The 22,247-nt window shown below is 45.7% G+C and carries 20 protein-coding genes and 1 other RNA gene; 4 read left to right on the plus strand and 17 right to left on the minus strand.

What is annotated here, in order from left to right; all coding sequences use genetic code 11:
- Positions 1-17: 17 nt before the first annotated feature.
- From ftsZ to rsmI, 15 genes are all read right to left on the minus strand, one after another.
- Positions 18-1,247, minus strand: coding sequence for a cell division protein FtsZ (gene ftsZ / locus K08M4_RS12545; RefSeq protein WP_086050073.1), 1,230 nt, complete (start codon positions 1,245-1,247; stop codon positions 18-20).
- Between the two features lie 31 nt (positions 1,248-1,278).
- A complete protein-coding gene (ftsA, locus tag K08M4_RS12550; RefSeq protein ID WP_086050074.1) occupies positions 1,279-2,547 on the minus strand; it encodes a cell division protein FtsA in 1,269 nt (422 codons plus the stop codon).
- A complete protein-coding gene (locus K08M4_RS12555; protein WP_086050075.1) occupies positions 2,540-3,319 on the minus strand; it encodes a cell division protein FtsQ/DivIB in 780 nt (259 codons plus the stop codon). The genes ftsA and K08M4_RS12555 overlap by 8 nt, the downstream gene beginning before the upstream one ends.
- A 191-nt stretch (positions 3,320-3,510) precedes the next feature.
- On the minus strand, positions 3,511-4,971 hold the full coding sequence (gene murC / locus K08M4_RS12565) for a UDP-N-acetylmuramate--L-alanine ligase (RefSeq protein WP_086050077.1): 1,461 nt from the start codon (positions 4,969-4,971) through the stop codon (positions 3,511-3,513).
- A gap of 13 nt (positions 4,972-4,984) precedes the next feature.
- Positions 4,985-6,046, minus strand: a complete 1,062-nt coding sequence (gene murG, locus K08M4_RS12570; RefSeq protein WP_086050078.1) for an undecaprenyldiphospho-muramoylpentapeptide beta-N-acetylglucosaminyltransferase — start codon at positions 6,044-6,046, stop codon at positions 4,985-4,987.
- 12 nt (positions 6,047-6,058) lie between these two features.
- Positions 6,059-7,255: a cell division protein FtsW gene (gene ftsW, locus K08M4_RS12575; RefSeq protein WP_009848956.1), complete on the minus strand. Its 1,197-nt coding sequence runs from the start codon at positions 7,253-7,255 to the stop codon at positions 6,059-6,061.
- 22 nt (positions 7,256-7,277) lie between these two features.
- Positions 7,278-8,594, minus strand: a complete 1,317-nt coding sequence (gene murD / locus K08M4_RS12580) for a UDP-N-acetylmuramoyl-L-alanine--D-glutamate ligase (RefSeq protein ID WP_086050079.1) — start codon at positions 8,592-8,594, stop codon at positions 7,278-7,280.
- Positions 8,595-8,651: 57 nt separating this feature from the next.
- Complete coding sequence (gene mraY, locus K08M4_RS12585) at positions 8,652-9,734, minus strand: phospho-N-acetylmuramoyl-pentapeptide-transferase (protein WP_004735991.1); 1,083 nt, start codon at positions 9,732-9,734, stop codon at positions 8,652-8,654.
- Positions 9,731-11,104 carry a UDP-N-acetylmuramoyl-tripeptide--D-alanyl-D-alanine ligase gene (locus tag K08M4_RS12590; protein WP_086050080.1) on the minus strand — a complete coding sequence of 458 codons (1,374 nt, stop codon included), beginning with the start codon at positions 11,102-11,104 and terminating at the stop codon, positions 9,731-9,733. Before K08M4_RS12590 ends, mraY begins: the two co-directional genes overlap by 4 nt.
- Positions 11,101-12,588 (minus strand): UDP-N-acetylmuramoyl-L-alanyl-D-glutamate--2,6-diaminopimelate ligase, encoded by a 1,488-nt coding sequence (murE, locus tag K08M4_RS12595; RefSeq protein WP_086050081.1) that lies wholly within the window; start codon positions 12,586-12,588, stop codon positions 11,101-11,103. Before murE ends, K08M4_RS12590 begins: the two co-directional genes overlap by 4 nt.
- An 18-nt stretch (positions 12,589-12,606) precedes the next feature.
- Complete coding sequence (locus K08M4_RS12600; RefSeq protein WP_086050082.1) at positions 12,607-14,364, minus strand: penicillin-binding transpeptidase domain-containing protein; 1,758 nt, start codon at positions 14,362-14,364, stop codon at positions 12,607-12,609.
- Positions 14,361-14,678 (minus strand): cell division protein FtsL, encoded by a 318-nt coding sequence (gene ftsL, locus K08M4_RS12605; RefSeq protein ID WP_086050083.1) that lies wholly within the window; start codon positions 14,676-14,678, stop codon positions 14,361-14,363. The genes K08M4_RS12600 and ftsL overlap by 4 nt, the downstream gene beginning before the upstream one ends.
- 3 nt (positions 14,679-14,681) lie before the next feature.
- Positions 14,682-15,632: a 16S rRNA (cytosine(1402)-N(4))-methyltransferase RsmH gene (rsmH, locus tag K08M4_RS12610; RefSeq protein WP_017084764.1), complete on the minus strand. Its 951-nt coding sequence runs from the start codon at positions 15,630-15,632 to the stop codon at positions 14,682-14,684.
- Positions 15,633-15,860: 228 nt separating this feature from the next.
- An RNA gene (gene rnpB / locus K08M4_RS12615) (RNase P RNA component class A) lies at positions 15,861-16,300 on the minus strand.
- Between the two features lie 177 nt (positions 16,301-16,477).
- Positions 16,478-17,344: a 16S rRNA (cytidine(1402)-2'-O)-methyltransferase gene (rsmI, locus tag K08M4_RS12620; protein WP_086050084.1), complete on the minus strand. Its 867-nt coding sequence runs from the start codon at positions 17,342-17,344 to the stop codon at positions 16,478-16,480.
- 61 nt (positions 17,345-17,405) lie between these two features.
- On the opposite strand from rsmI, the gene K08M4_RS12625 reads away from it, so the two are divergent.
- Genes K08M4_RS12625 through K08M4_RS12640 form a run of 4 tightly spaced genes read left to right on the plus strand, consistent with a single transcriptional unit; the run spans position 17,406 to position 20,823 of the window.
- The gene (locus K08M4_RS12625; RefSeq protein ID WP_086050085.1) at positions 17,406-19,223 is read left to right on the plus strand and encodes a penicillin-binding protein activator; all 1,818 of its coding nucleotides are present in this window, start codon (positions 17,406-17,408) and stop codon (positions 19,221-19,223) included.
- Positions 19,210-19,608 carry a YraN family protein gene (locus tag K08M4_RS12630; RefSeq protein ID WP_086050086.1) on the plus strand — a complete coding sequence of 133 codons (399 nt, stop codon included), beginning with the start codon at positions 19,210-19,212 and terminating at the stop codon, positions 19,606-19,608. Before K08M4_RS12625 ends, K08M4_RS12630 begins: the two co-directional genes overlap by 14 nt.
- Before the next feature lie 2 nt (positions 19,609-19,610).
- Complete coding sequence (locus tag K08M4_RS12635; RefSeq protein ID WP_004729817.1) at positions 19,611-20,201, plus strand: phosphoheptose isomerase; 591 nt, start codon at positions 19,611-19,613, stop codon at positions 20,199-20,201.
- 16 nt (positions 20,202-20,217) lie between these two features.
- On the plus strand, positions 20,218-20,823 hold the full coding sequence (locus K08M4_RS12640) for a BON domain-containing protein (protein WP_086050087.1): 606 nt from the start codon (positions 20,218-20,220) through the stop codon (positions 20,821-20,823).
- Positions 20,824-21,022: 199 nt separating this feature from the next.
- Here K08M4_RS12640 and sspB read toward each other — a convergent pair whose 3' ends face one another.
- On the minus strand, positions 21,023-21,517 hold the full coding sequence (sspB, locus tag K08M4_RS12645) for a ClpXP protease specificity-enhancing factor (RefSeq protein WP_012603204.1): 495 nt from the start codon (positions 21,515-21,517) through the stop codon (positions 21,023-21,025).
- Positions 21,518-21,523: 6 nt separating this feature from the next.
- Positions 21,524-22,159 (minus strand): stringent starvation protein SspA, encoded by a 636-nt coding sequence (gene sspA / locus K08M4_RS12650; RefSeq protein ID WP_009848943.1) that lies wholly within the window; start codon positions 22,157-22,159, stop codon positions 21,524-21,526.
- Positions 22,160-22,247: the final 88 nt, after the last annotated feature.

The raw sequence follows: 22,247 nt of genomic DNA on the forward strand, positions 1-22,247 counted from the left end.
CAAACTTTGGGTATTTGTTAATCAGCCTGACGTCGTAAGAATGCCGGAATATCTAAGTATCCACTCTCTTTCTCAGCTTTAGGTGCTGCACTTTGGCTAGCGCCTGTACCTGAAGAAACAGGTGACGTTGTTGGCTGCGGCTTAACTTGAGGTTTTACCTCAGTTTTTTCTTGCAATGGTTGTGCCACTTTATCTTCCACTTTTGGTGCAGCTTGAGCCGCGACTTGTGGTTGAGGAGTTGGTGCAACCTTAGCTTTACCACCAGCAACTAATGTAATGTCTGGTTTTTTCTCTGTACCGATACCTGTTGCTACAACAGTTACACGGATTTCATCCGTCATATCAGGGTCTAGAGAAGTACCAATCACAACTGTTGCGTTATCAGATGCGAATGCCTTAACTGTATTACCTACTGTTTCGAACTCATCTAAGCGCATATCTAGGCCAGCAGTGATGTTCACAAGAACGCCACGAGCACCCGCTAGATCGATGTCTTCTAGTAGTGGGCTAGAAATTGCCGTTTCAGCAGCTTCTTCAGCACGGTCTTCACCTTTTGCGATACCGCTACCCATCATTGCATGACCCATCTCTGACATTACGGTGCGAACATCCGCGAAATCGACGTTAATCATACCAGGGCGAGTAATTAGCTCTGCGATACCTTGTACAGCATTTTTAAGTACATCATTTGCACTTGCGAAAGCTTCTAGCAGAGTGACGCCGCGGCCAAGTACCTTAAGTAGCTTTTCATTTGGAATCGTAATTAAAGAATCCACATGCTTAGAAAGCTCTTCGATACCTTGCTCAGCAAACGCTAAACGCTTTTTGCCTTCGAAGCTAAATGGCTTAGTTACAACAGCAACCGTTAGCACACCCAGCTCTTTCGCAACTTCAGCAATAACTGGAGCAGCACCTGTACCCGTACCACCGCCCATACCAGCTGCGATAAATACCATATCGGCGCCAGTTAGAACTTCTTTAATTCTTTCTCGATCTTCGAGAGCTGCATCACGGCCTACTTGTGGGTTTGCACCAGCGCCCAAACCTTTAGTGATATCACCACCAATTTGGATCACGCTGCTCACGCTTGTTTTACGAAGTGCTTGTGCATCAGTGTTAACACTGATGAATTCTACGCCTTCGATTGATTCACGTACCATGTGCTCAACAGCGTTACCGCCACCGCCACCAACTCCAACGACTTTAATTACTGCATCGTCAGACATTTCCATCATCGGTTCAAACATGTGTTATCTCCGTTTTTTCCTGCAACTCAGGTTAAAACTCTTTTTGTATCCAATTACGCAATTTACCAAATAAACCAGACATAGAAGGTGCTGAACGCTTAGGTTCGCTGTAATCACCTTCATCGCAGATCTGACAATCTCTTGCGTAATGAAGTAAACCAACCGCCGTAGAATGATACGGCTCTTTAACATAATCGGTTAAGCCACTAACTTCTAACGGCTTACCAACTCGAACTTGATTGCGGAAAACACGTTCCGCACACTCTACCAATCCGTCAATTTGTGCCGCTCCACCAGTGAGAACGACGCCAGCTGCAAGGTGGTGTTTAATACCTTCATCTCGTAGCTGTAATTGAACCGTATCAATAGTTTGGTTAACGAGCCCCATAAGTTCAGTGTAACGTGGTTCAATCACTTCCGACAAAGTTTGTCTTTGCAAACTTCTCGATGGACGACCACCTACACTAGGGACGTTAACAGAATCATCCTTGCTTACGAGTTCACTCAGAGCGCAACCATGGTTTACTTTTATCTCTTCAGCATCGCTCACTGGCGTGCCGAAAGCGAAGGCAATATCACTGGTTACTGCATTTCCTGCGTAGGAAAAGACTTCTGTGTGTCGCAGTGCGCCGCCAGTCCAAATGGAAATGTCCATCGTACCAGCACCAATATCAACAACACAGACTCCAAGCTCTCTCTCGTCGTCAGTAATTACCGCATTGCTTGAGGCAAGTCCTGAAAACACGATTTGTTCTACAGTGAGACCACATCGTTCAACAGCTTTAATAATGTTTCTCGCCATGTCGCTGTGGCAAGAAATTAGATGAACACTGACTTCCATTCGAACACCAGATAAACCAAGTGGATTCTTGATCCCCTCTTGATAATCGATGGTAAATTCTTGTGGAATCACGTGCAGAATTCTCTGCTCATCACCTATTTTAATTGATTTCGCGGTATGGATCGCTCGATCCATATCGTCTTGAGACACCTCTTCATCAGAAATAGTGCCCATGCCTTTTTCAATTCGGCTTGCGATATGTTTGCCCGATAGCGAGATAAACACATTGCTGATTTGGCATTCCGCCATCAACTCTGCTTGATCAATCGCTCGCTGAACCGACTTCACTACCGACTCTAGGTCGTTTACACCACCTTTATCCATACCTCTGGATGGGCTTTGCCCTGAACCAATGATATTGATTTGACCATCAGGCAATATTTCACCAACTAGAGCTGATATGGTCGCAGTGCCTATATCAAGACCAACGATTATGTTGTCATCTGCGGTCTTAGTCATCTGTGCTCTCTTCTAACTCTTGCTCTGGAAACCAGCCTACAGCGGCTCCCGTATCATACCTGAGGTCGATGTAGCTCACTTGATTCGCTTTACTACCAAGTTCGTTGTAAAGCGAAATGAAGCGTTCAACACGCTCATCTAAAGAATCTTTACCTAGTTCTAAACGGATACCGTTATCTAGGATTATTTGCCAAGCGCGACGCTCATTGAGAACGAGCGAAGTAACGGTTAACCCTAGATTATTAATCAAAGGAGTTATTTGTCGCCACTTTTCTATCACTTTTTGGCTGGTGCCGTCTGGGCCGTAAAGCTTGACTCTATCGCCCTTCAAAAGACCGATATCACCATTAAACACCTGACCATTGTCATTCAACAGCATGTTACCGTTCCAGATTGCTGCTGCATGATACTCAGTCAAAAATACTTTTATTGTGTCTGGCCACTGCTTACGAATGGACACCACTGAAACCCAAGGTAACGCTTCTAAACTGCCTTGCAACACACCGATGTCTTGCGACATGAACGTTCCAATATGCTCTAGCTCGCCAAAGGCATGTTGAACATCACCAGCGGTTACGTAAGTTAAGTCGCCTTGAAGTACTATTTTGGAGAGAGGCAATCGCTGATCGTCCCACATCCAAGTCAGTGTGGTATAGAAAAGAAATCCAATGAATAGCAGTACCATGACAAAAAAAGACCCGCCTACAGCGTGTTTCTTTAGCGATGGTAAACTGAATAGGTGGCGGTTTTCGCTAAAAGTACTTTCTACCAAAGCCCGCATTTCCTGTCGTTGGTTCGCAATTCTATTCCCTATCTTCGTAATAGAGGTAAAAGCACTTACTTTAACCTATGAATTATACTGAGCAAAATCAAACTATCAAACGTTGATAATAAGATTTTTGGTCAATTTTAGGTCAATCGCAAGAAGTGAGCGATTAACCACAGTCTGTAGACAGTATTCTGTTACGCGTTCTGCATCTTATTAATGTCTAACTGTAACGATTCCAACTTCTTCGCTACTCGACCAACATCGCCCGCCCCCTGTGTTAAAACAAGGTCACCGCCTTGAATTACGTTGGCTAGAGCCGATGGCAGCGTGTTGATGTCTGCAACAAAGATGGGATCTATTTTACCACGCCCACGAATAGTTCGACTTAGTGAACGTCCATCTGCCCCTGCAATTGGTTTCTCACCTGCAGAATATACATCTAATAGAATAAGAACATCAACCTGCTCAAGAACATTCGCAAAATCATCATACAAATCGCGAGTACGGCTGTAACGGTGTGGTTGGAAGATCATCACAAGACGCTTATCAGTCCAACCACTTCGTGCAGCTTGTATAGTTACGTCCACTTCAGTTGGGTGATGACCGTAATCATCGACCAACATTGCCACACCTTTACCCGTTTCATATTCACCTAGGTGATCAAAACGACGTCCAGTGCCTTCCGTTCCCGCCATCGCTTTTAGAATCGCTTCATCGCTTATGTCATCTTCTGTCGCTACCGCAATCGCAGCTGAGGCATTCAATGCATTGTGACGGCCCGGAATGTTCAACGTGATATCTAGGTTAGCTTTGCCTTCACGAACAACCGTGAACTTACCTTGCTGGCCTTCTTGTACGTAGTTCTCAATGCGTATATCAGCATCTTCGGAGAAACCGTAAGTAATCACTTGGCGGCTAACTTGAGGAATAAGCTCACGTACCACAGGATCATCAACACACATCACAGCCTGACCGTAGAATGGCAGATTGTGTAAGAAATCAATAAACGTCTGCTTTAACGTTTCAAAATCACCGCCGTAGGTATCCATATGATCCGCTTCAATGTTAGTCACAATACTAACCATTGGTTGCAGATGCAGGAATGATGCATCACTTTCATCGGCTTCAGCGATCAGGATACGGCTTGAACCTAAACGTGCGTTAGTGCCTGCACTTTTCACCAGACCACCATTTACGAAGGTTGGATCTAGGCCTGCTTCAGAATAAATCTGTGTCACTAGCGCTGTAGTGGTGGTTTTACCGTGCGTACCGGCCACAGCAATGCCATGACGAAAACGCATCAGCTCAGCCAGCATTTCTGCACGACGAACAATTGGTGTACGCGCTTCACGAGCAGCAATAATTTCTGGGTTTTCTTCGTTGATAGCAGTTGAAACCACCACAACACTTGCATCGGCAACGTTACTTGCTTGGTGGCCAACGTAAACAGTCGCCCCCTTGCTAACTAAGCGTTCTGTCACTGGATTTTGAGCAATATCAGAACCCGTGATCTGGTAGCCTTCATTGAGCAAGACTTCAGCAATCCCGCTCATTCCTGCGCCACCAATACCAATGAAGTGGATAGATTTAACACGGCGCATCTCTGGCACCATTGCACGGATTTGCGCTAAGTCTTGGGTATGTTCAATCGTCATCAATTCAATCTCATTATTTTGCTAAAGCTTTGATCGCTTCAGCGACAGTCACATCAGCATCAAACTTTGCGGCTTGACGAGCTTTTGTTGCCATCATTTTTAATTCATTTCTATCAAGCTGCGCGATAGTGTTCGCGAGCTTATCAGCCGTTAGTTGAGGCTGTTCAATCATTAACGCCGCGCCACACTCGACTAAGTGATCGGCATTCAACGCTTGTTGTCTGTCTTTATGCATAAACGGAACGAAGATAGATCCGACACCTGCTGCAGACACTTCGGATACGGTCAAAGCACCTGAGCGACACACTAATAGATCTGCCCACTCATAAGCTTGCGCCACATCATCAATAAATTCAGTCACTTGAACATTATCTACAGAATGTGATTTGTATTGTTCAATAACTTGCTGTTGATTGTTCTTACCCGCTTGGTGCATCACAGTGAAGCCTTCACCAAGCTGCGCCATCGTTACTGGCAAGGTATCGTTCAGGATTTTTGCGCCCTGACTACCGCCCATAACCAAGATGCGGATGTCACCATCACGCTCAGCCATGCGTTGCTCGGGTTCAGCTAAGGCAACAACATCTTCGCGTACTGGGTTACCCACCACTTCTGCGGTAGGAAACGCACCAGGGAAAGCTTGGAAAACCTTTTTAGCAATCTTAGACAGCCATTGATTGGTTAAACCCGCCACGGCATTTTGTTCATGCAGAACCACTGGAATACCAGATAACCAAGCCGCGATACCACCCGGGCCACTGACGTAACCACCCATGCCAAGCACCACATCAGGCCGCCATGCTTTAATATGTCGTCTGGCTTGAAGTATGGCATTAATAATCTGGAACGGCGCTTTAATTAATTTACTAACGCCTTGACCACGCAGGCCTTTCACCTTAATGAAGTCGATCTCAATACCATGTTTTGGCACCAGATCTGCTTCCATTCTGTCTGCGGTTCCTAACCAGCGAATTTCCCAACCTTGTTGCTGAAGCTTTTTAGCCACCGCTAACCCTGGGAAAACGTGACCGCCAGTACCACCAGCCATCACTAAAAGTTTTTTGTTTTGTTTCATAACGTTAGATTCTTATTCTACTAATTCGTTTTGATTGTCGGCTTGTTCTTTTTGTTGCACTCGGCATTCATGATCGATACGCAGCAGCATAGAAACCGCTACTGACATCACGATAAGGCTTGAGCCACCGTAACTGATCAGCGGTAAGGTTAGCCCTTTGGTCGGAACAATACCTGAAGCGGCACCTACATTAACAAGCGTCTGAAAAGCAAACCAAATACCAATGCCAAACGCCAGATAACCGCTGAACACTTGGTCGTTTTCGAAAGCTTTTTTGCCAATAAAAATAGCTTTAAAAACCAAACTAAAGATCAGCATCAACACCAAGGTTACGCCAACAAAACCCAACTCTTCTGCCAGTACAGCAAAAACAAAATCGGTGTGTGCTTCAGGTAGGTACTCGAGTTTTTGAATTGAATTACCAAGCCCTTGTCCCATCCAATCACCACGACCGAACGCCATCAATGATTGAGTTAGCTGATAACCACTACCAAACGGGTCACTCCAAGGTTCCCAGAATGACGTAACACGTCGAACACGATAAGGCTCAATAACAATCAATCCCACAACGGCAGCAATACCTGCCACCATTAGGGCAATAAACTGTGACAGCTTAGCACCTGCGATAAATAGCATGCCAAACAAGGTAACCAGCATGACGACAACGGTACCTAAATCAGGCTGGCCAAGCAGCAAAACCGCAAAGGCACCGAACACCATGATCGGCTTACCAAAACCACCGAAGAAGGTTTTTCTCACTTCATCTTGTTTACGAACCAAGTAGCCCGCCATAAAGATAAACAGAGATAACTTAGCGACTTCAGCAGGCTGTAAGTTAAACAGTCCGAGAGGAATCCAACGTGAAGCACCGTTAACCGACTTACCGACGGCCAACACCACCACTAGCAAAAAGAAGGATAAGCCCAATAGGTACATACTGTATTGAAACCAACGTTTCATCGGGATTTGTAATATTACGCTGGATACGCCCAATGCTAACACAAGGAAAATGGCGTGGCGGAACATGAAGTGAAACGGCTGATCGGTCAAACGAGCACTGATTGGGAACGAAGCCGACGTTACCATCACCAAACCTGTCAGCATTAGCCCAAGAGCAATCCAAACCAACTGACGATCATAGAGCGCCTCTGGTGTGGCACGGTTTAGCCATTGCCAAATGGATTGGTTAATCTCTTTCACTCTTTGCACTGAATGTTAGTCCTTCAACACATTAGGCGTATTCATGAGCAAGTTCAGTGAACGCATCACCTCTCGCCATGAAGTTATTAAATTGATCGAAACTGGCACATGCAGGAGACAGCATCACCATGTCGCCGGCAGCTAACTGCTTCGAGATACTCTCGATGATATCGCGCATGGTATTAAACATCTTAGCCGATGGATGCAACGGCATAAATTGCGCGGCATCTTCACCAAAGCAACACAGTTGAACGTGGTCTAGTTCAGACAGCACAGGTTTAAGCTCACTAAAATCAGCGCCCTTACCTACACCACCAACCAGAAGGTACAAGGTGCCCCGATATTCTAAGCCCGACAGAGCTGCTAATGTACTGGCTACGTTGGTCGCTTTTGAATCGTTAACCCATTTGATTTCGCGTTTGTCTGCCACCACTTGGCAACGATGAGTCAAACCATTGTAGGCCTTCAGAGCTTCAAGGCTTTTGCTGTAATCAATACCGACTTGTTTAAGCAGTGCTAGCGAGACTAGCGCATTTGCTACATTGTGACGTCCAACCAATGTTAAATCTTGAGTAGGAAGTACTGGCTTGCTGTTATCCACCAGCCATTCAGTACCATCAATCGTCGCCACACCAAACTCTTGGTCGTCGAGTCCGAATGTCACTAATGACATGCTTTGATCTGGATACGTCTCTTTGTCGTCGCGGTTTACGATTGCACACTGAGCATTATTAAAGATTCTTAGTTTAGCTTCACGGTAATCAGCCATGCCTTGATAGCGATCCATATGATCTTCTGACAAGTTCAAAAAGGCTGCCGCTGCAAGGTTTAGACTGGACGTTGTCTCTAGCTGAAAGCTTGAAAGCTCAAGGACATATAGATCGGCATTAAGCTCTAAAAGATCTAAGGCAGGAATACCGATGTTGCCACCGACACCAACGTTAAGACCAGCAGCTTTAGCAAGCACACCCGTTAGATCGGTCACTGTGCTCTTGCCATTAGAACCTGTTATTGCCACAACGGGTTTGTCTACCGCCCAACCAAAAAGTTCAATATCGCCAACAACCGGAATATCCGCTTGAATAACATCTTGTATTTCAGCGGTCGCTAAGGCGATACCCGGATTAGCAACCACCAAATCAGCTTCCGCTAACCATTGGCTATTCCAACTTCCAGAATGCAGCTCTGCCGATTCAGGCAAAGATTCTCGGCCTGGTGGTAGCTCGCGAGTATCAATCACCTTCACATGAGTATGAGGTTGATATTTTACGAGATGTTTAACGACAGAGAGCCCGGTAATACCGAGCCCCACAACCACTACATTTTGAATATTTTGCCAACGTTCCATTTAAACAAGATGCTCTTAATAGTTTTAAAGAGCCTCTAATCAGAGGCTCACATTGAATTAACGAACTTTCAGTGTCGCTAGACCAACCAATACTAATACCATTGAGATGATCCAAAAGCGCACGATTACACGTGGCTCCGGCCAACCTTTCAGTTCATAGTGGTGGTGAATTGGTGCCATGCGGAAAATACGCTGACCGCGCAATTTGTAAGAGCCCACCTGCAGTATCACTGACAAGGTCTCCATTACAAACACACCGCCCATGATAACCAGTACCAACTCTTGGCGAACTAACACCGCGATCACACCCAATGCACCGCCAAGCGCTAGCGAGCCAACATCGCCCATGAATACTTGTGCAGGATAAGTGTTGAACCATAGGAAACCAAGTCCGGCACCCACGATTGCAGTACATACCACAACCAATTCAGAAGTGTATGGGATGTATGGGATATGTAAGTATGCCGCGAAGTTAACGTTACCTGTTGCCCAAGCAATCACAGCAAAACCAGCAGCAACCATAACCGTTGGCATAATCGCTAAACCATCTAGGCCGTCGGTTAGGTTTACCGCGTTACTGGTACCCACAATAACAAAGTACGTTAGTACGATGTACAATAAACCTAATTGTGGCATCACATCTTTAAAGAAAGGGACAACCAATTGAGTTGCTGCAGTATCATGCCCGTGAGCATACAGAGCAAATGCGACAACTAAAGCAATCGCCGATTGCCAGAAGTACTTCCAGCGAGCGATCAAGCCGTCTGTATTTTTACGAACCACTTTACGGTAGTCATCAACAAAGCCAACCGCGCCATAACCAGCAAGTACAACTAATACAGCCCAAACATAAGGATTCGAGAGATCAGCCCACATCAATACCGTAATAATGATGGCAGCTAAGATCATCACTCCACCCATGGTTGGCGTACCACGTTTGCTGAAATGAGATTCAGGGCCGTCATTACGAACAACTTGGCCAATTTGTAGCATTTGCAGACGCTCAATTAAACGAGGTCCCATCCACAGCGACAGACATAAAGCCGTCAAAATACTCGCGATTGCACGAAACGATAGGTATTCGAACAAACGGAAAAAAGAAAGGTGTGGCTGTAGTAGCTCTGCAAGCCAAATTATCATGAAAAGTTCTCCTTTAAAGCAGTGGCTATTTTACTCATTCCTGCACTATTCGCGCCTTTTACCAATAAGGTATGTGACGTGTTTTCTGGCAAGCTTAAGTGCTGCTCTATCTGCGCGATCATCGCTTGATGCGTAGTAAAGTGGGTGCCATTACAGACCTCACTAATCACCTTGGTATCATCACCGTAAGTAAGTACATGCTCAAAAGCGAATGGGGCAGCATATTCACCGACTTGACGGTGAAGTGCAAGACTTTCATCGCCTAATTCAGCCATATTACCTAAAATTAACCAACGTTGACCTTTGAAGCTCGAGAGTAGCTTCGCTGCCGCCTTCATTGCTGGCACGCTGGCGTTGTAACTGTCATCTATCAGCTTAATATTCTGACTTAATTGTTGAACCTCAACTCGCCCTTTTACAGAGATCAGATTCGCTAAACCATTTTTCACCTCATCAAGCGTGGCGCCAAATTGGATGCTCAACGCCGCGGCTGCTAATGCATTCGCTACATTATGTTGACCGATGATACCAAGCTCAACAAACATTGAGCCTTGAGGTGTTTGCATATCAAAGCACGCTTCACCTTGCTCATTGATGTGAATATTCTTGGCAAAGTAATGCGCCGAGTTGTCGCTTTCTGAAAATGTCAGCACTGTTTTATCTGCAAGCACGTCATTCCAAAATTCACCACCATTGCTCTCTAGATTAACAATAGCAGTATCACCAACTGCAAGCCCTTGGAAGATTTCACCTTTCGCTTTTTTCACACCATTGATAGACCCAAAGCCTTCTAGGTGCGCTGCAGCTACGTTATTCACCAAGGCAACCTGTGGTTTCACGAGCTGCGTGGTGTAGGCGATTTCACCAATATGGTTAGCGCCTAATTCGATCACCGCATAGTCATCGCTTGGTTCACTGCGTAGCAAAGTCAAAGGCACACCAATATCATTATTGAAGTTACCTGCCGTAAACAGCACCTTGCCACGCTGTTGTAGAATACTTGCCACCATCTCTTTGACGGTCGTTTTGCCACAGCTGCCTGTAATCGCCATGGTTGGAACATTACATTGCTTATGGATCCAAGCACTTAGCTGACCTAAAGCAAGTTTAGAGTCTTCAACAACAACTTGAGTAATATTTAGGTCAAGTTTTCGTTCGACTAATAACGCGCTCGCATTCGCCTCTACCGCTTGATTACAAAAGTCATGCGCATCAAAACGTTCGCCAACGAGAGCTACAAACAATGCGCCCTCTTCAACGGTTCGAGTGTCCGTAGAAACCGCATTAATGACACTATTGCTCGATTTGCCAGCCTCAATCAGCTGACCGCTCACCGCTGAACAAATCTGCTCGAGTGATACATCAATCATTGTGAAATACCTAAAAGTTGTAGCGCAGACTCTCGGTCTGAGTAATGGATCGTTTCGTCTTTCAATACTTGGTAATCCTCATGGCCTTTACCAGCCAGAAGAATAATGTCATTGCTGTCTGCTTGCTCAAGCGCAAACTTAACGGCTTGATAGCGATCGTGTTCGACGAACGCAGATTCAGGTTCTCTTAAGCCAGCCAGCATGTCTTTAACAATCAGTGCCGGGTCTTCGCTGCGAGGGTTGTCATCTGAAATAATGATTTTATCGGCGAACTGCTCTGCGGTTATCGCCATCATTGGTCTTTTCCCGGTGTCACGATCTCCGCCACAACCAAAAATTGCCCACAATTGTCCAGAGCAATGTACACGTAGTGCTGCCAATGCTTTCTCTAGCGCATCGGGCGTATGAGCGTAATCAACAACCAACTTTGCTTTGTTCGGCACTTGGAAAAGCTCCATACGGCCAATCACAGGTTGAAGCTGAGGCGCAGTGTCGACCAAGGTTTGCTTGTCGATACCCAACGAAAGCAAAGTCGCAAAAGCAACCAGTACGTTTGATGCGTTGAACTGACCAATCAGTGGAACAGAAAGCTTCCCTTGCCCCCAACTACCATCAAACGACATCTGAATACCCGTTTCAGCATAAGCAACGTCAGATGCCCATACCGATTGTTGATAGCCCGTTAGCGGTGACAATGAAACGGCTATCGCATTGGATAAATCTGACATCCAAGCCTTGCCTACCTTATCATCGACATTGATGACCGCCTGCTTGCATTTGTGCTCAGTAAACAGGCTCTTCTTAGCCAAAGCGTACTCTTCCATCGTGCCATGGTAATCAAGATGATCACGACTCAGATTAGTAAATACACCAACCTCAAAGTCCAAAGCCTTTACACGACCTTGCACCAAACCATGAGATGAGATTTCCATCGCAGTATAAACTGCACTTTCCTCAGCCAACTCGCTCAGTGTGCGTTGTATTTCAATCGCGCTGCCTGTGGTATTAGCCGCTGTTTTTAGGTTATCTAAGAAGCCATTACCCGTGGTGCCCATAACCGCAGAACGTTGGCCGACCAAATCAAGCCACTGAGCAATCAATTGGGTAATGGTAGTTTTGCCATTGGTGCCGGTAACACCAATCAATTTGGTCGATTGAGAAGAATAGATACGACCAGCCAGTTCAGAGAGAATTGAATCGAGCTCTGCTACATAAACCACTGGCACTGAGTCAAACCACTCGACCAAACCATGAGCTTTGTCATCGCCAGCTTGTGCAATGACGGCTTTCGCGCCTTGAGATACCGCTTTGTCGATAAAACGACGACCATCAACAGCATGTCCGATTACGGCAACAAAAATATCACCTTCCTTGATGTTACGGCTATCCAACTCCAATTGCTCAACAGCAATCGCATCTAGCTCAAGTGAACTAAAGTCCCCCCAAGGAGAAAGTAAAGATGACAGCGTAAGGCTATTACTCATATTGAATCCTGATTGTCTCTATTCTTGAAACTTGTTTTCATCAGCAGGGACATTGAGTATTTGCAGTGCCCCCTTCATGATTTCAGAAAAAACCGGGGCAGCAACTGAACCGCCATAGTAAAGGTCACCTTGCGGCTCATTGACTACGACAACCAGAGCTACTCTTGGATCGCTAACGGGAGCAAAACCCGACGTGATAGCAATATACTCATCACTATAGCCACCCGCCGCGGCTTTACGAGATGTACCCGTTTTTGCCGCAACTCGATAACCCGGAACAGCGGCTCTGGTTGCCGTTCCGCCCTTTTGAGTCACGCCTTCTAACATTTTAAGTACCATCTCTGCATTTTCACGTTTGATGATCTGCTTTGAGAAATCTTGGTCGTTGCTTTTGATGATATGAATCGGTTCATACATACCTTTGTTGGCTAACGTTGCATAAGCATGAGCCAACTGAAGCGGGGTCACAGCTAAGCCATAACCGAACGATAGCGTCGCGATTTCGAACTTGGACCAACGGCGACGGTTAGGGAAAATACCACTCGTTTCACCCACGAGATTTAGCCCAGACATTTCGCCTAAACCAACCGAACTGTACATACCAAGCAAGGCTTCAAGTGGCATATCAAGCGCTAACTTCGCCACACCGATGTTACTTGATTTTTTAAGGATCAAGGCTAAATCAGCTTTACCGACTTTAGAAGTATCACGTACTCGGCTACCTCCAATTTGCATGATGCCATTACCCGTATCAATAATAGACTTCGCATCAGCCGTACCATTTTCCAATGCGGCGAGCACCACAAAAGGTTTCACTGTTGAGCCGGGCTCCATAGCATCGGTCAGCACGCGGTTTCGCATTTTAAAGCTTTGTAAATCAGAGCGGTTGTTCGGGTTGTAAGACGGTGCATTGACCATGGCTAACACAGCGCCCGTTTTCACATCGAGCAGTACAGCAGAGCCTGAGGTCGCTTTATGATCGGCCACCGCTTGCTTGATCGCTCGGTAGGCGATCGCCTGCAGTCGTTGATCTATGGTAAGTTCTAGTGGTTTGCCTTCTTCGCGTTCTTCTAACGCAATATTTTCGACAACGCGTCCGTAGCGATCTTTACGAATCGTTCGCTTGCCCGCTTCGCCCGTGAGCCATTTGTCGTAACTGCGTTCAACCCCTTCCAGGCCGTGCCCATCAATTCCGGTCACACCGATAAGGTGTGCACTGACTTCACCTGCGGGGTAGTAACGTCGAGATTCCGCTTTCAGGCCAACACCCACCAGCTTAAGCTCACGGATGTACTTAGCCATCGCAGGGCTAACTTGTCTTTGTAGATAAATAAATCGACGGGATTTGTTGCTAGAGATCTTATCGATCATTGATTGTCGCTGTAGGCCAAGTACATCGGCTAATGCATACCAACGATCAATCTGAGCCATACCATTTTTATCGAAAATCGTTTTGGGGTCGGCCCATACCGCTTCAACGGGAACACTCACAGCAAGCGGTTCGCCATTACGGTCAGAGATAATACCGCGAGCAGAAGGAATAGCCTTAACACGTACCGAGCGAAGATCGCCCTGACGGATTAAGTTATCGGGTTCAATAATTTGGATGTAAGCCACACGACCAACGAGTGCAGCAAAGGCAAGAAACACGAAAGCAATAACGACGTTGAAACGCCATTTAATAAGAATTGGATCCGAATCCTCTTCGCTCTTCACTCGCTCTTTCGTTGATTTCTTAACGGGTTTAGCGGGTGCTTTTTCCTTTTTACCGGTCATTTCAGTGTGATCACAACTTCTTTGTCAGAGTCTGGACGTTTCATGTCTAGCTCTCTTTTTGCCGATGCTTGAACGCGGCTATGTTCAGCCAGAGCCGTCTCTTCAAGCATTAAATTTCGCCACTCATCATCAAGCTGTTCCCGCTCCACCAATGCCATGTCTTTTTGCGTAATCGCCTGACGTGATACATGTGTCGTAAGAACGACCCCCATCGCACTCGCAAAGATGCAGATAAGAAGCCCCAATGGGACTTTACCCACGGAGATCAAATCAAGAAATATTATCTTGGCTAAGTTGGGTTTGGAGGTCTTCATTGACTATAGCTTTTCTGCGATTCGTAGTACTGAACTGCGCGAACGAGTATTCTCATCCACTTCATCTTTAGAAGGCTTGATCGCTTTACCAATTGGTTTCAGATCGGCACTGCCTAACGCTTTAATTTGGTCTTCTGTTAGCGGTAAACCGTGAGGAACTTGTGGACCTTGGCTCTCTTTACGGATAAAGCGCTTCACCATACGGTCTTCAAGCGAGTGGAAACTGATAACAGAGATACGACCTTGAGGAGCCAGAATACTCGCTGCTCCTTTCAGTGCAGTATCGATCTCTTCCAGTTCACTGTTAATGTAGATACGGAATGCTTGGAAAGCACGTGTTGCTGGGTGTTTTTTCTCTTTGAAGCTTTTTGGAGCGACATCAGAGATAAGCTTAGCCAACTGGCCAGTGCGCGTTAGCGGTTCGTTCTCTTCATTCTCTTGATAAGCAATGATGCCTTTCGCGATACGACGAGCGTGTTTGTCTTCACCGAACTCACGAATAACCCATGTGATGTCATCAAGATCAGCTTCAACCAACCACTGGGAAACAGGAATGCCGGTTGTTGGATCCATACGCATATCAAGCGGGCCATCTTTCATGAAACTAAAGCCACGCTCAGCGTCATCCAACTGTGGTGAAGAAACACCTAGATCCAGTAAAACACCATCCACTTGACCGACTAAGTCATAACGCTCTGCATATTCAGCCATACCTGAGAACGGGCCATGAATAATCGTAAAACGAGGGTCATCAATTTTTTGTGCTTCTGCAATCGCTTGTGGATCGCGGTCAATACTAAAGAGTCTTCCATTCTCGCCCAGTTTAGACAGGATTGTACGGCTGTGACCACCACGGCCAAAAGTACCATCGATGTAGGTACCGTCAGGTTTGATCGCAAGTCCGTCAATAGATTCGTTAAGCAATACTGAAATATGTTTGAATGCTTCTGTCATAGTCTTCTCAGTGAGTGGATTGAGCCATTAGTTCGGCAATAATTTGTTCTATTAACGTTTTAGTGTACTGATTTCACGCTGTATCTCCACCATATTGTGTATAGGCATTTGGAATTTTTGACCCAAGCTTATATCAGGGTGAAAGATTTTAAGGAAATCTAAATAATTTACGTCAATATAAAGCAAAAAACCCATCACTACGGTTAAGTAATGATGGGTTCTTTATATAGGTGGAGTTGACACATACGCCGGGTTCTGTTCCGCTTGCGCGGCGGTAACCATTCGTCTAGGCCTGCAATCGCTCACAGGCTCAAGCAATCTACCCGCCCCCATACGCGAGCAACGCAATGTGAGGGCCTATTTGATCTTGCTCCGGGTGGAGTTTACCTTGCTACGAACTGTTGCCAGTCGCACGGTGCGCTCTTACCGCACCCTTTCAGCCTTACCTGTGCCCCTTCCGAAGAAATGAGGCCATCGGCGGTCTTCTCTCTGCTGCACTTGTCGTGGGCTCGCGCCCCCCAGACGTTATCTGGCACCCTGCTCTATGGAGCCCGGACGTTCCTCCCCTCTACCAGTCTCCCGAAGGACTTCAACGTCAGTTTCCCGAAGGACCTCAACGTCAGTCTCCCGAAGGACATCAGCAAAGCAGCGATTACCCGTTCAACTCCGCGGAGAATTGTATAGAGATTAGTGAGCAGTGTCTAGCGAGATCACAAATATGCTGCAAACACTTGAGTAAATGAATGAATTTCACACAATTCAGGCAAAAAAAAGAGGAATAACGGTAATACCATCATTCCTCAGAAGCTTTTTCAGTAGAGGGCTTCTACAATATAAAGCGCAATCTAGTTGTCTAGATGCTCTAAGCCCCACTTATATAACGCGTTCTTTTTCAAGTTGTAGATTTCTGCCGTCATCGCTGCCGCTTTTTTAAGGGGTAGTTCTTTGGTTAGGATACCCAGCGTGCGAGTTGCTTCATCTGGTAGTTCTGTAGTCGCCTCTTCACGGTGACCATGAATCAGCAGCACCATCTCACCGCGCTTACGGTTCGAATCTTCTTCAATCCACTCAATAAGCTCACCGAGTGGCAACCCTTGAATGGTTTCGAATGTTTTAGTCAGCTCACGCGCCAACACAACTTCACGGTCTGGGCCTAAGATCTCAAGCATGTCTTGTAGAGAATCAGTAATACGGTGCGGTGATTCGTAGAAGATACAAGTACGCTCTGCTTTTGCGATCTCTAAGAACTTATCTTTGCGACCCTTACTCTTTGGTGGCAAGAAGCCTTCAAAGCTAAAGCGATCCGACGGTAAACCAGAAGCACTTAACGCAGTAATCACTGCACAAGCACCAGGAAGTGGCACAACTCTCACACCCGCTTGACGACATTGTGAAACAAGATGGTAACCTGGGTCACTGATTAAAGGAGTACCCGCATCAGAGACTAATGCGATAGACTGACCTTCTAATAACCTTTCGACTAGAACTTGCGCTTTAGTTTGTTCATTATGATCATGTAAAGCGAACGTTCTGGTTGATATATTGAAGTGAGCAAGCAGCTTACCCGTGTGGCGTGTGTCTTCAGCTGCAATAACATCGACACTTGATAAAATTTCAATTGCTCTTTGAGTGATATCTCCCAAATTTCCGATTGGGGTTGGCACAATATAGAGAGTTGGGCTCTCTGTGAGCAAGGTTTTGTTATCTGTCATTTGTTTACCATCACTTCAACGATTAATATAGATACAAATTTATACGGAATTTAAAGAACTCATGGCAACGATGAACCATAAGAGACTCAGTGTACCACGCTTACTCACTCCAATTGCATTAGCAATTACATTGGCGGCTTGTTCTTCAGGTCCTCAAGCACCAACGCGTGTTGATATTACACTCGATCCAGCGCAATCAACTGAAAGTTACATGATGCAGGCGGATAGTAGCAAAGGAAGTCTACAAAACGACTGGTTAATCATGGCGCTTAAGGCTTCTGTGCAAGCTGGAAAAACAGATCAAGCGACTCTGCTTATCAAACGCTTAGCAAAACAAGAACTGAGCGAAGTTCAACAAGCAGAATGGCAATTAGCTCGCGCTCAACTGCTGGTGAATAACTCGCAACCGCAGCAAGCTTACAGCCAGCTGAACTTTCAACCTTGGTGGAAGCTTCCTAACGAGCAGTGGAAAGATTATCACGAGCTACGCGCTAACATTTCTGAAATGCAAAGCGAGTATTTTGAAGCGAGCCGTGAGTTAGTCCTTTATTCTGAATACCTGGACGCTAGCGACGAAAGCCAACAGCAGACTGCCGACCGTATTTGGCAGAACCTGAATAGCTACTCTCAGTATGAAATTTTAGAGCTTAAGACTTCTCCTACAGAAGATGTTCTAGCCGGTTGGCTACAGCTCGCTATTTACATGAAGACGCTGAACTCTAACCTTCCAGATCTACAAACAACCCTGTCCGATTGGCTAGCTGAAAACCCTCGCCATCCTGCAGCGACATACACACCTCAGGCAATCACTGACATATTGGCGCTAGAGATCAGCAAACCAACTAGCACTGTGCTATTACTACCGCTAACGGGTAAGTACGGCAAGCAAGCACAGCTTGTACGTGATGGTTTCATCTTTGCGATGATGAATGACAAAGAACGCGAAGAAGATGCAACGCTGACCGTAATGGATACCAACGTACAAAGTGCCGCTGAAATTAAAGCGACACTGGAAGAGAATAACGTTGATTTCATCGTTGGCCCTCTGATTAAGAGCAATATCACCAAGCTTCAGCAAGCGCAGAAAAACCACGAGAACTCGATTCCAGCATTAGCTCTTAATATTCCAACTCAGCTAGAACCAGATACTAATATTTGTTATCTCGCTTTATCGCCAGAACAAGAAGTCGCTCAGGCTGCGAAACACCTTTTTTCACAAGGCTATAAGTACCCACTTATTCTTGCACCCAAAGGACGCTTAGGTGACCGCGTTAAGCAAGCGTTTAACGAAGAGTGGCAGAAATACAGCAGCAACGACGTTGCAATCAGCTTCTTCTCTGACAAACGCCAACTGCAGCGTAATGTGAATCAGATTTTCGGTTTACAAGAGAGCCAACAACGTATCGCTCAAATGGATGGGCTACTGAACCTAGACCTAGAAACAGAGCCACGCAGTCGTCGTGATATCGATTCTGTCTATATTGTCGCTAAGAATTCAGAGCTAACACTCATCAAACCCTTCATTGAAGTAGCAATTAACCCTGACGCTGACCAACCAGCACTGTTTTCTAACTCACGCAGCAACAGCGGTGACAAGCAGTACGAAGACCTAACGGGCGTGTTCTACAGCGATATCCCGCTATTGGTCGAGAACAAAAACGAGCTTAACAAAGCGCTTAATGATCTATGGCCTTCACACTCGAACAGCCAAAAACGTCTACAAGCGTTGGGAATGGATGCATACTACTTAATGGATGCACTACCACAGATGAAAGCCGTACAAGATTACAGTATTACAGGCGAAACTGGCGTATTAACCATCGACAACAACTGTGTTGTTCAACGTGAAATCAGCTGGGCAGAGCATGGGGCTTTTTAGCCGTAAGTTCCTATCCAAACCATCAATCACCCACAAACAAGTGGGTGATAAATACGAGGCTGTGGCAAAATCGTACCTGATTAACCACGGTTTATCGTTAATAGAAGAAAACTTCATAGCAAAATGTGGCGAGATTGATCTTATAATGCGCCATAACAATACCGTTGTGTTTGCTGAGGTAAAATACCGTAAGCAAACCCGCTACGGACATGCCGCTGAAATGGTGACAGCCAAAAAGTCACAAAAGCTACTCAAAACAGCCAACGTTTGGCTTATGCAGCAAGGCTTGTCGGTACATTCTACAGATTACAGGTTTGATATCGTTGCCATTGAAGGGCCGAATGACAATATCGACTGGATTCAAAACGCGATTACCCAAGGATAAACATGCTAGACAGCATCAAAGAAAGTTTTACAGAAAGTATTCAAATCCAAATTGCAGCGGCTGAAGCACTGCCAGACGCAATCACGCATGCCGCTCAAGCAATGGTTGCAACCCTGCTCAACGGAAACAAGATTCTTTGTTGTGGTAATGGTGGTTCGGCGTCGAACGCTCAGCAATTTGTATCTTGCCTACTTAATCGCTTTGAAACCGAGCGCCCTAGCCTTCCAGCAATGGCTCTCACTGCTGACAATACTACGTTAACGGCTGTCGCTAACGACTACCACTATGAAGAGATCTTCTCTAAGCAGGTACGTGCGTTTGGTCAAACTGGTGATATTTTACTGGCTATCTCTACCAGCGGTAACAGCAAGAACATAATCAAAGCGATGGAAGCGGCGGTAACTCGTGATATGACTATCATCGCCTTTACCGGTAAAGACGGCGGTGAAATGGCTGGCCTGCTTGGTGAACACGATGTAGAAATTCGTATCCCTTCACACCGTACAGCACGCATTCACGAAGTACACATGGTGACACTACACTGCTTATGTGACCTAATCGATCAAGTACTCTTCCCTGCTCACGAAGAGTGATATACGGAGCATCACAATGAAATCATTAACTTCTATGAAGCTGCTTAAGCTGATTAGTGTTTCGCTACTTACACTGTCGTTATCTGGTTGTGCTGGTCTTTTCATTGCTGGTGCAGCAACTACTGCAAATCTAGTCACAGATACACGAACCACCAAAGAGATTTGGAGCGACAACAATATCGAATTTGAAGTTGCAGCTATGACTAATAAACCGCCATTTCGTGGCAACGTCAGTGTCACAGCAAGCTCTTACCGCGGTTCAGTAGTCCTGATGGGGCAAGCAACGACAGATGCTGAACGTCGTTCTTTTGAAAGCCAAGCCAAAGCAGTGACGGGAGTTGAAAGCATACACAACCAGATTCGAGTGAAAGAACCATTGTCTGTTACTGCTATCAGTAAAGACAGTTGGATTACCACTAAAGTGAAGTCTGCCCTACTTGCTGAGTCTGAGCTTAACGGCATAAAAGTTAAAGTAATTACTGAAGATTCAGAAGTATTTCTGCTGGGATTGGTTTCTCGAGAACACGCTGATATCGCGACAGAAGTTGCGCGTAATATCTCTGGTGTGAAGCAGGTGATTCGAGCGTTTGAATATGGCGAAGAAGACGCTTCGGTAAACTAACGCCCTATGAATTTACTTAGCTAACTTAGCTGATTATTAGTTGGCTGGCTGGCTGGCTGGCTGGCTGGCTGGCTGGCTGGCTGGCTGGCTGGTAAAGCCTAACGAAATGAATCAAAAGAATAAAATCAGAAAGCACAAAAAGAAAAAGCAGCGATAAATCGCTGCTTTTTTTGTATTTGGAGTTATTTAAAAAATAACGCTATTTGATAACACGAAGACTTGGGCGACCTTTCGCTGGACGAGATGGCTCAGGTTCTGAGTCAGACTCTTCAGCATCTACGTCTGCTGTTGCAACACTCAAAGATGGGCCTTTTTCTGGTTCTTCAAAAGGACTTTCTTCAATTCCTTCTTCAAACGCTTCCATGTAAGCCTCTTCAGGTTCAAACATGGTGCCAGCACCATTCTCACGAGCATAAATCGCTTGTACTGCATATAGAGGAACGATCACAGAGTGTGGACGACCACTAAAGCGAGCACTAAACGTCACAGCTTCGTTACCCAGTTCAAGTTGTCCAACCGCACGAGGCGCGATGTTCAGAATGATCTGACCATCTTGAACAAACTCGTCTGGAACTCTCACACCCGGCAATGTTGCTTCAACAACCAAGTGTGGAGTCAGTTCGTTATCAACCAGCCATTCATAAAATGCACGAAGCATGTATGGTCGGCGTGGAGTCATATTTGAAATATCCATAAACGCTTAGCGAACGAGTCGCATCTCACGCTCAGCTTCCGTTAGAGAAGCTAGGAATGAATCACGTTCGAATACGCGGTTCATGTAAATCTTAAGTTCTTTAGAACCTGGACCAATCAGTTCGATACCAAGCTCAGGTAAGCGCCATAGTAGCGGAGCTAGGTAACAATCAATTAGGCTAAACTCTTCGCTCATGAAGTATTCATACTCAGCGAAGATAGGTGCAAGAGTTAGTAGGTCGTTGCGTAATTTCACGCGAGCTGCTTCAGATTCTTCAGCGTTGCCTTTAACGATCTTCTCTGCAACTGAATACCAGTTACGCTCAATGCGGTACATCATTAGACGACTATTACCACGAGCAACCGGGTATACAGGCATCAATGGTGGATGAGGGAAACGCTCATCTAGGTATTCCATGATGATCTTTGAGTCATATAGAGCAAGCTCACGATCAACAAGAGTAGGTACTGATTTGTACGGGTTCAGTTCAACAAGCTCTGCTGGTAGATTTTTCTCATCAACCAACTCAACTTCAACACTTACGCCTTTTTCAGCAAGAACAATGCGCACCTGATGGCTATACATATCAGAAGCACTTGAGAAAAGAGTCATTACAGAACGTTTATTGGCAGCTACAGCCATGGAGCCCTCCAGTACACTTTAAATAAAAACAATGGAGGCCTAAAGCCTCCATTGAACATTAACATAATTTGGGAATTAGCACGGTATT

Source organism: Vibrio syngnathi, from assembly GCF_002119525.1.
Classification (GTDB): Bacteria; Pseudomonadota; Gammaproteobacteria; order Enterobacterales; family Vibrionaceae; genus Vibrio; species Vibrio syngnathi.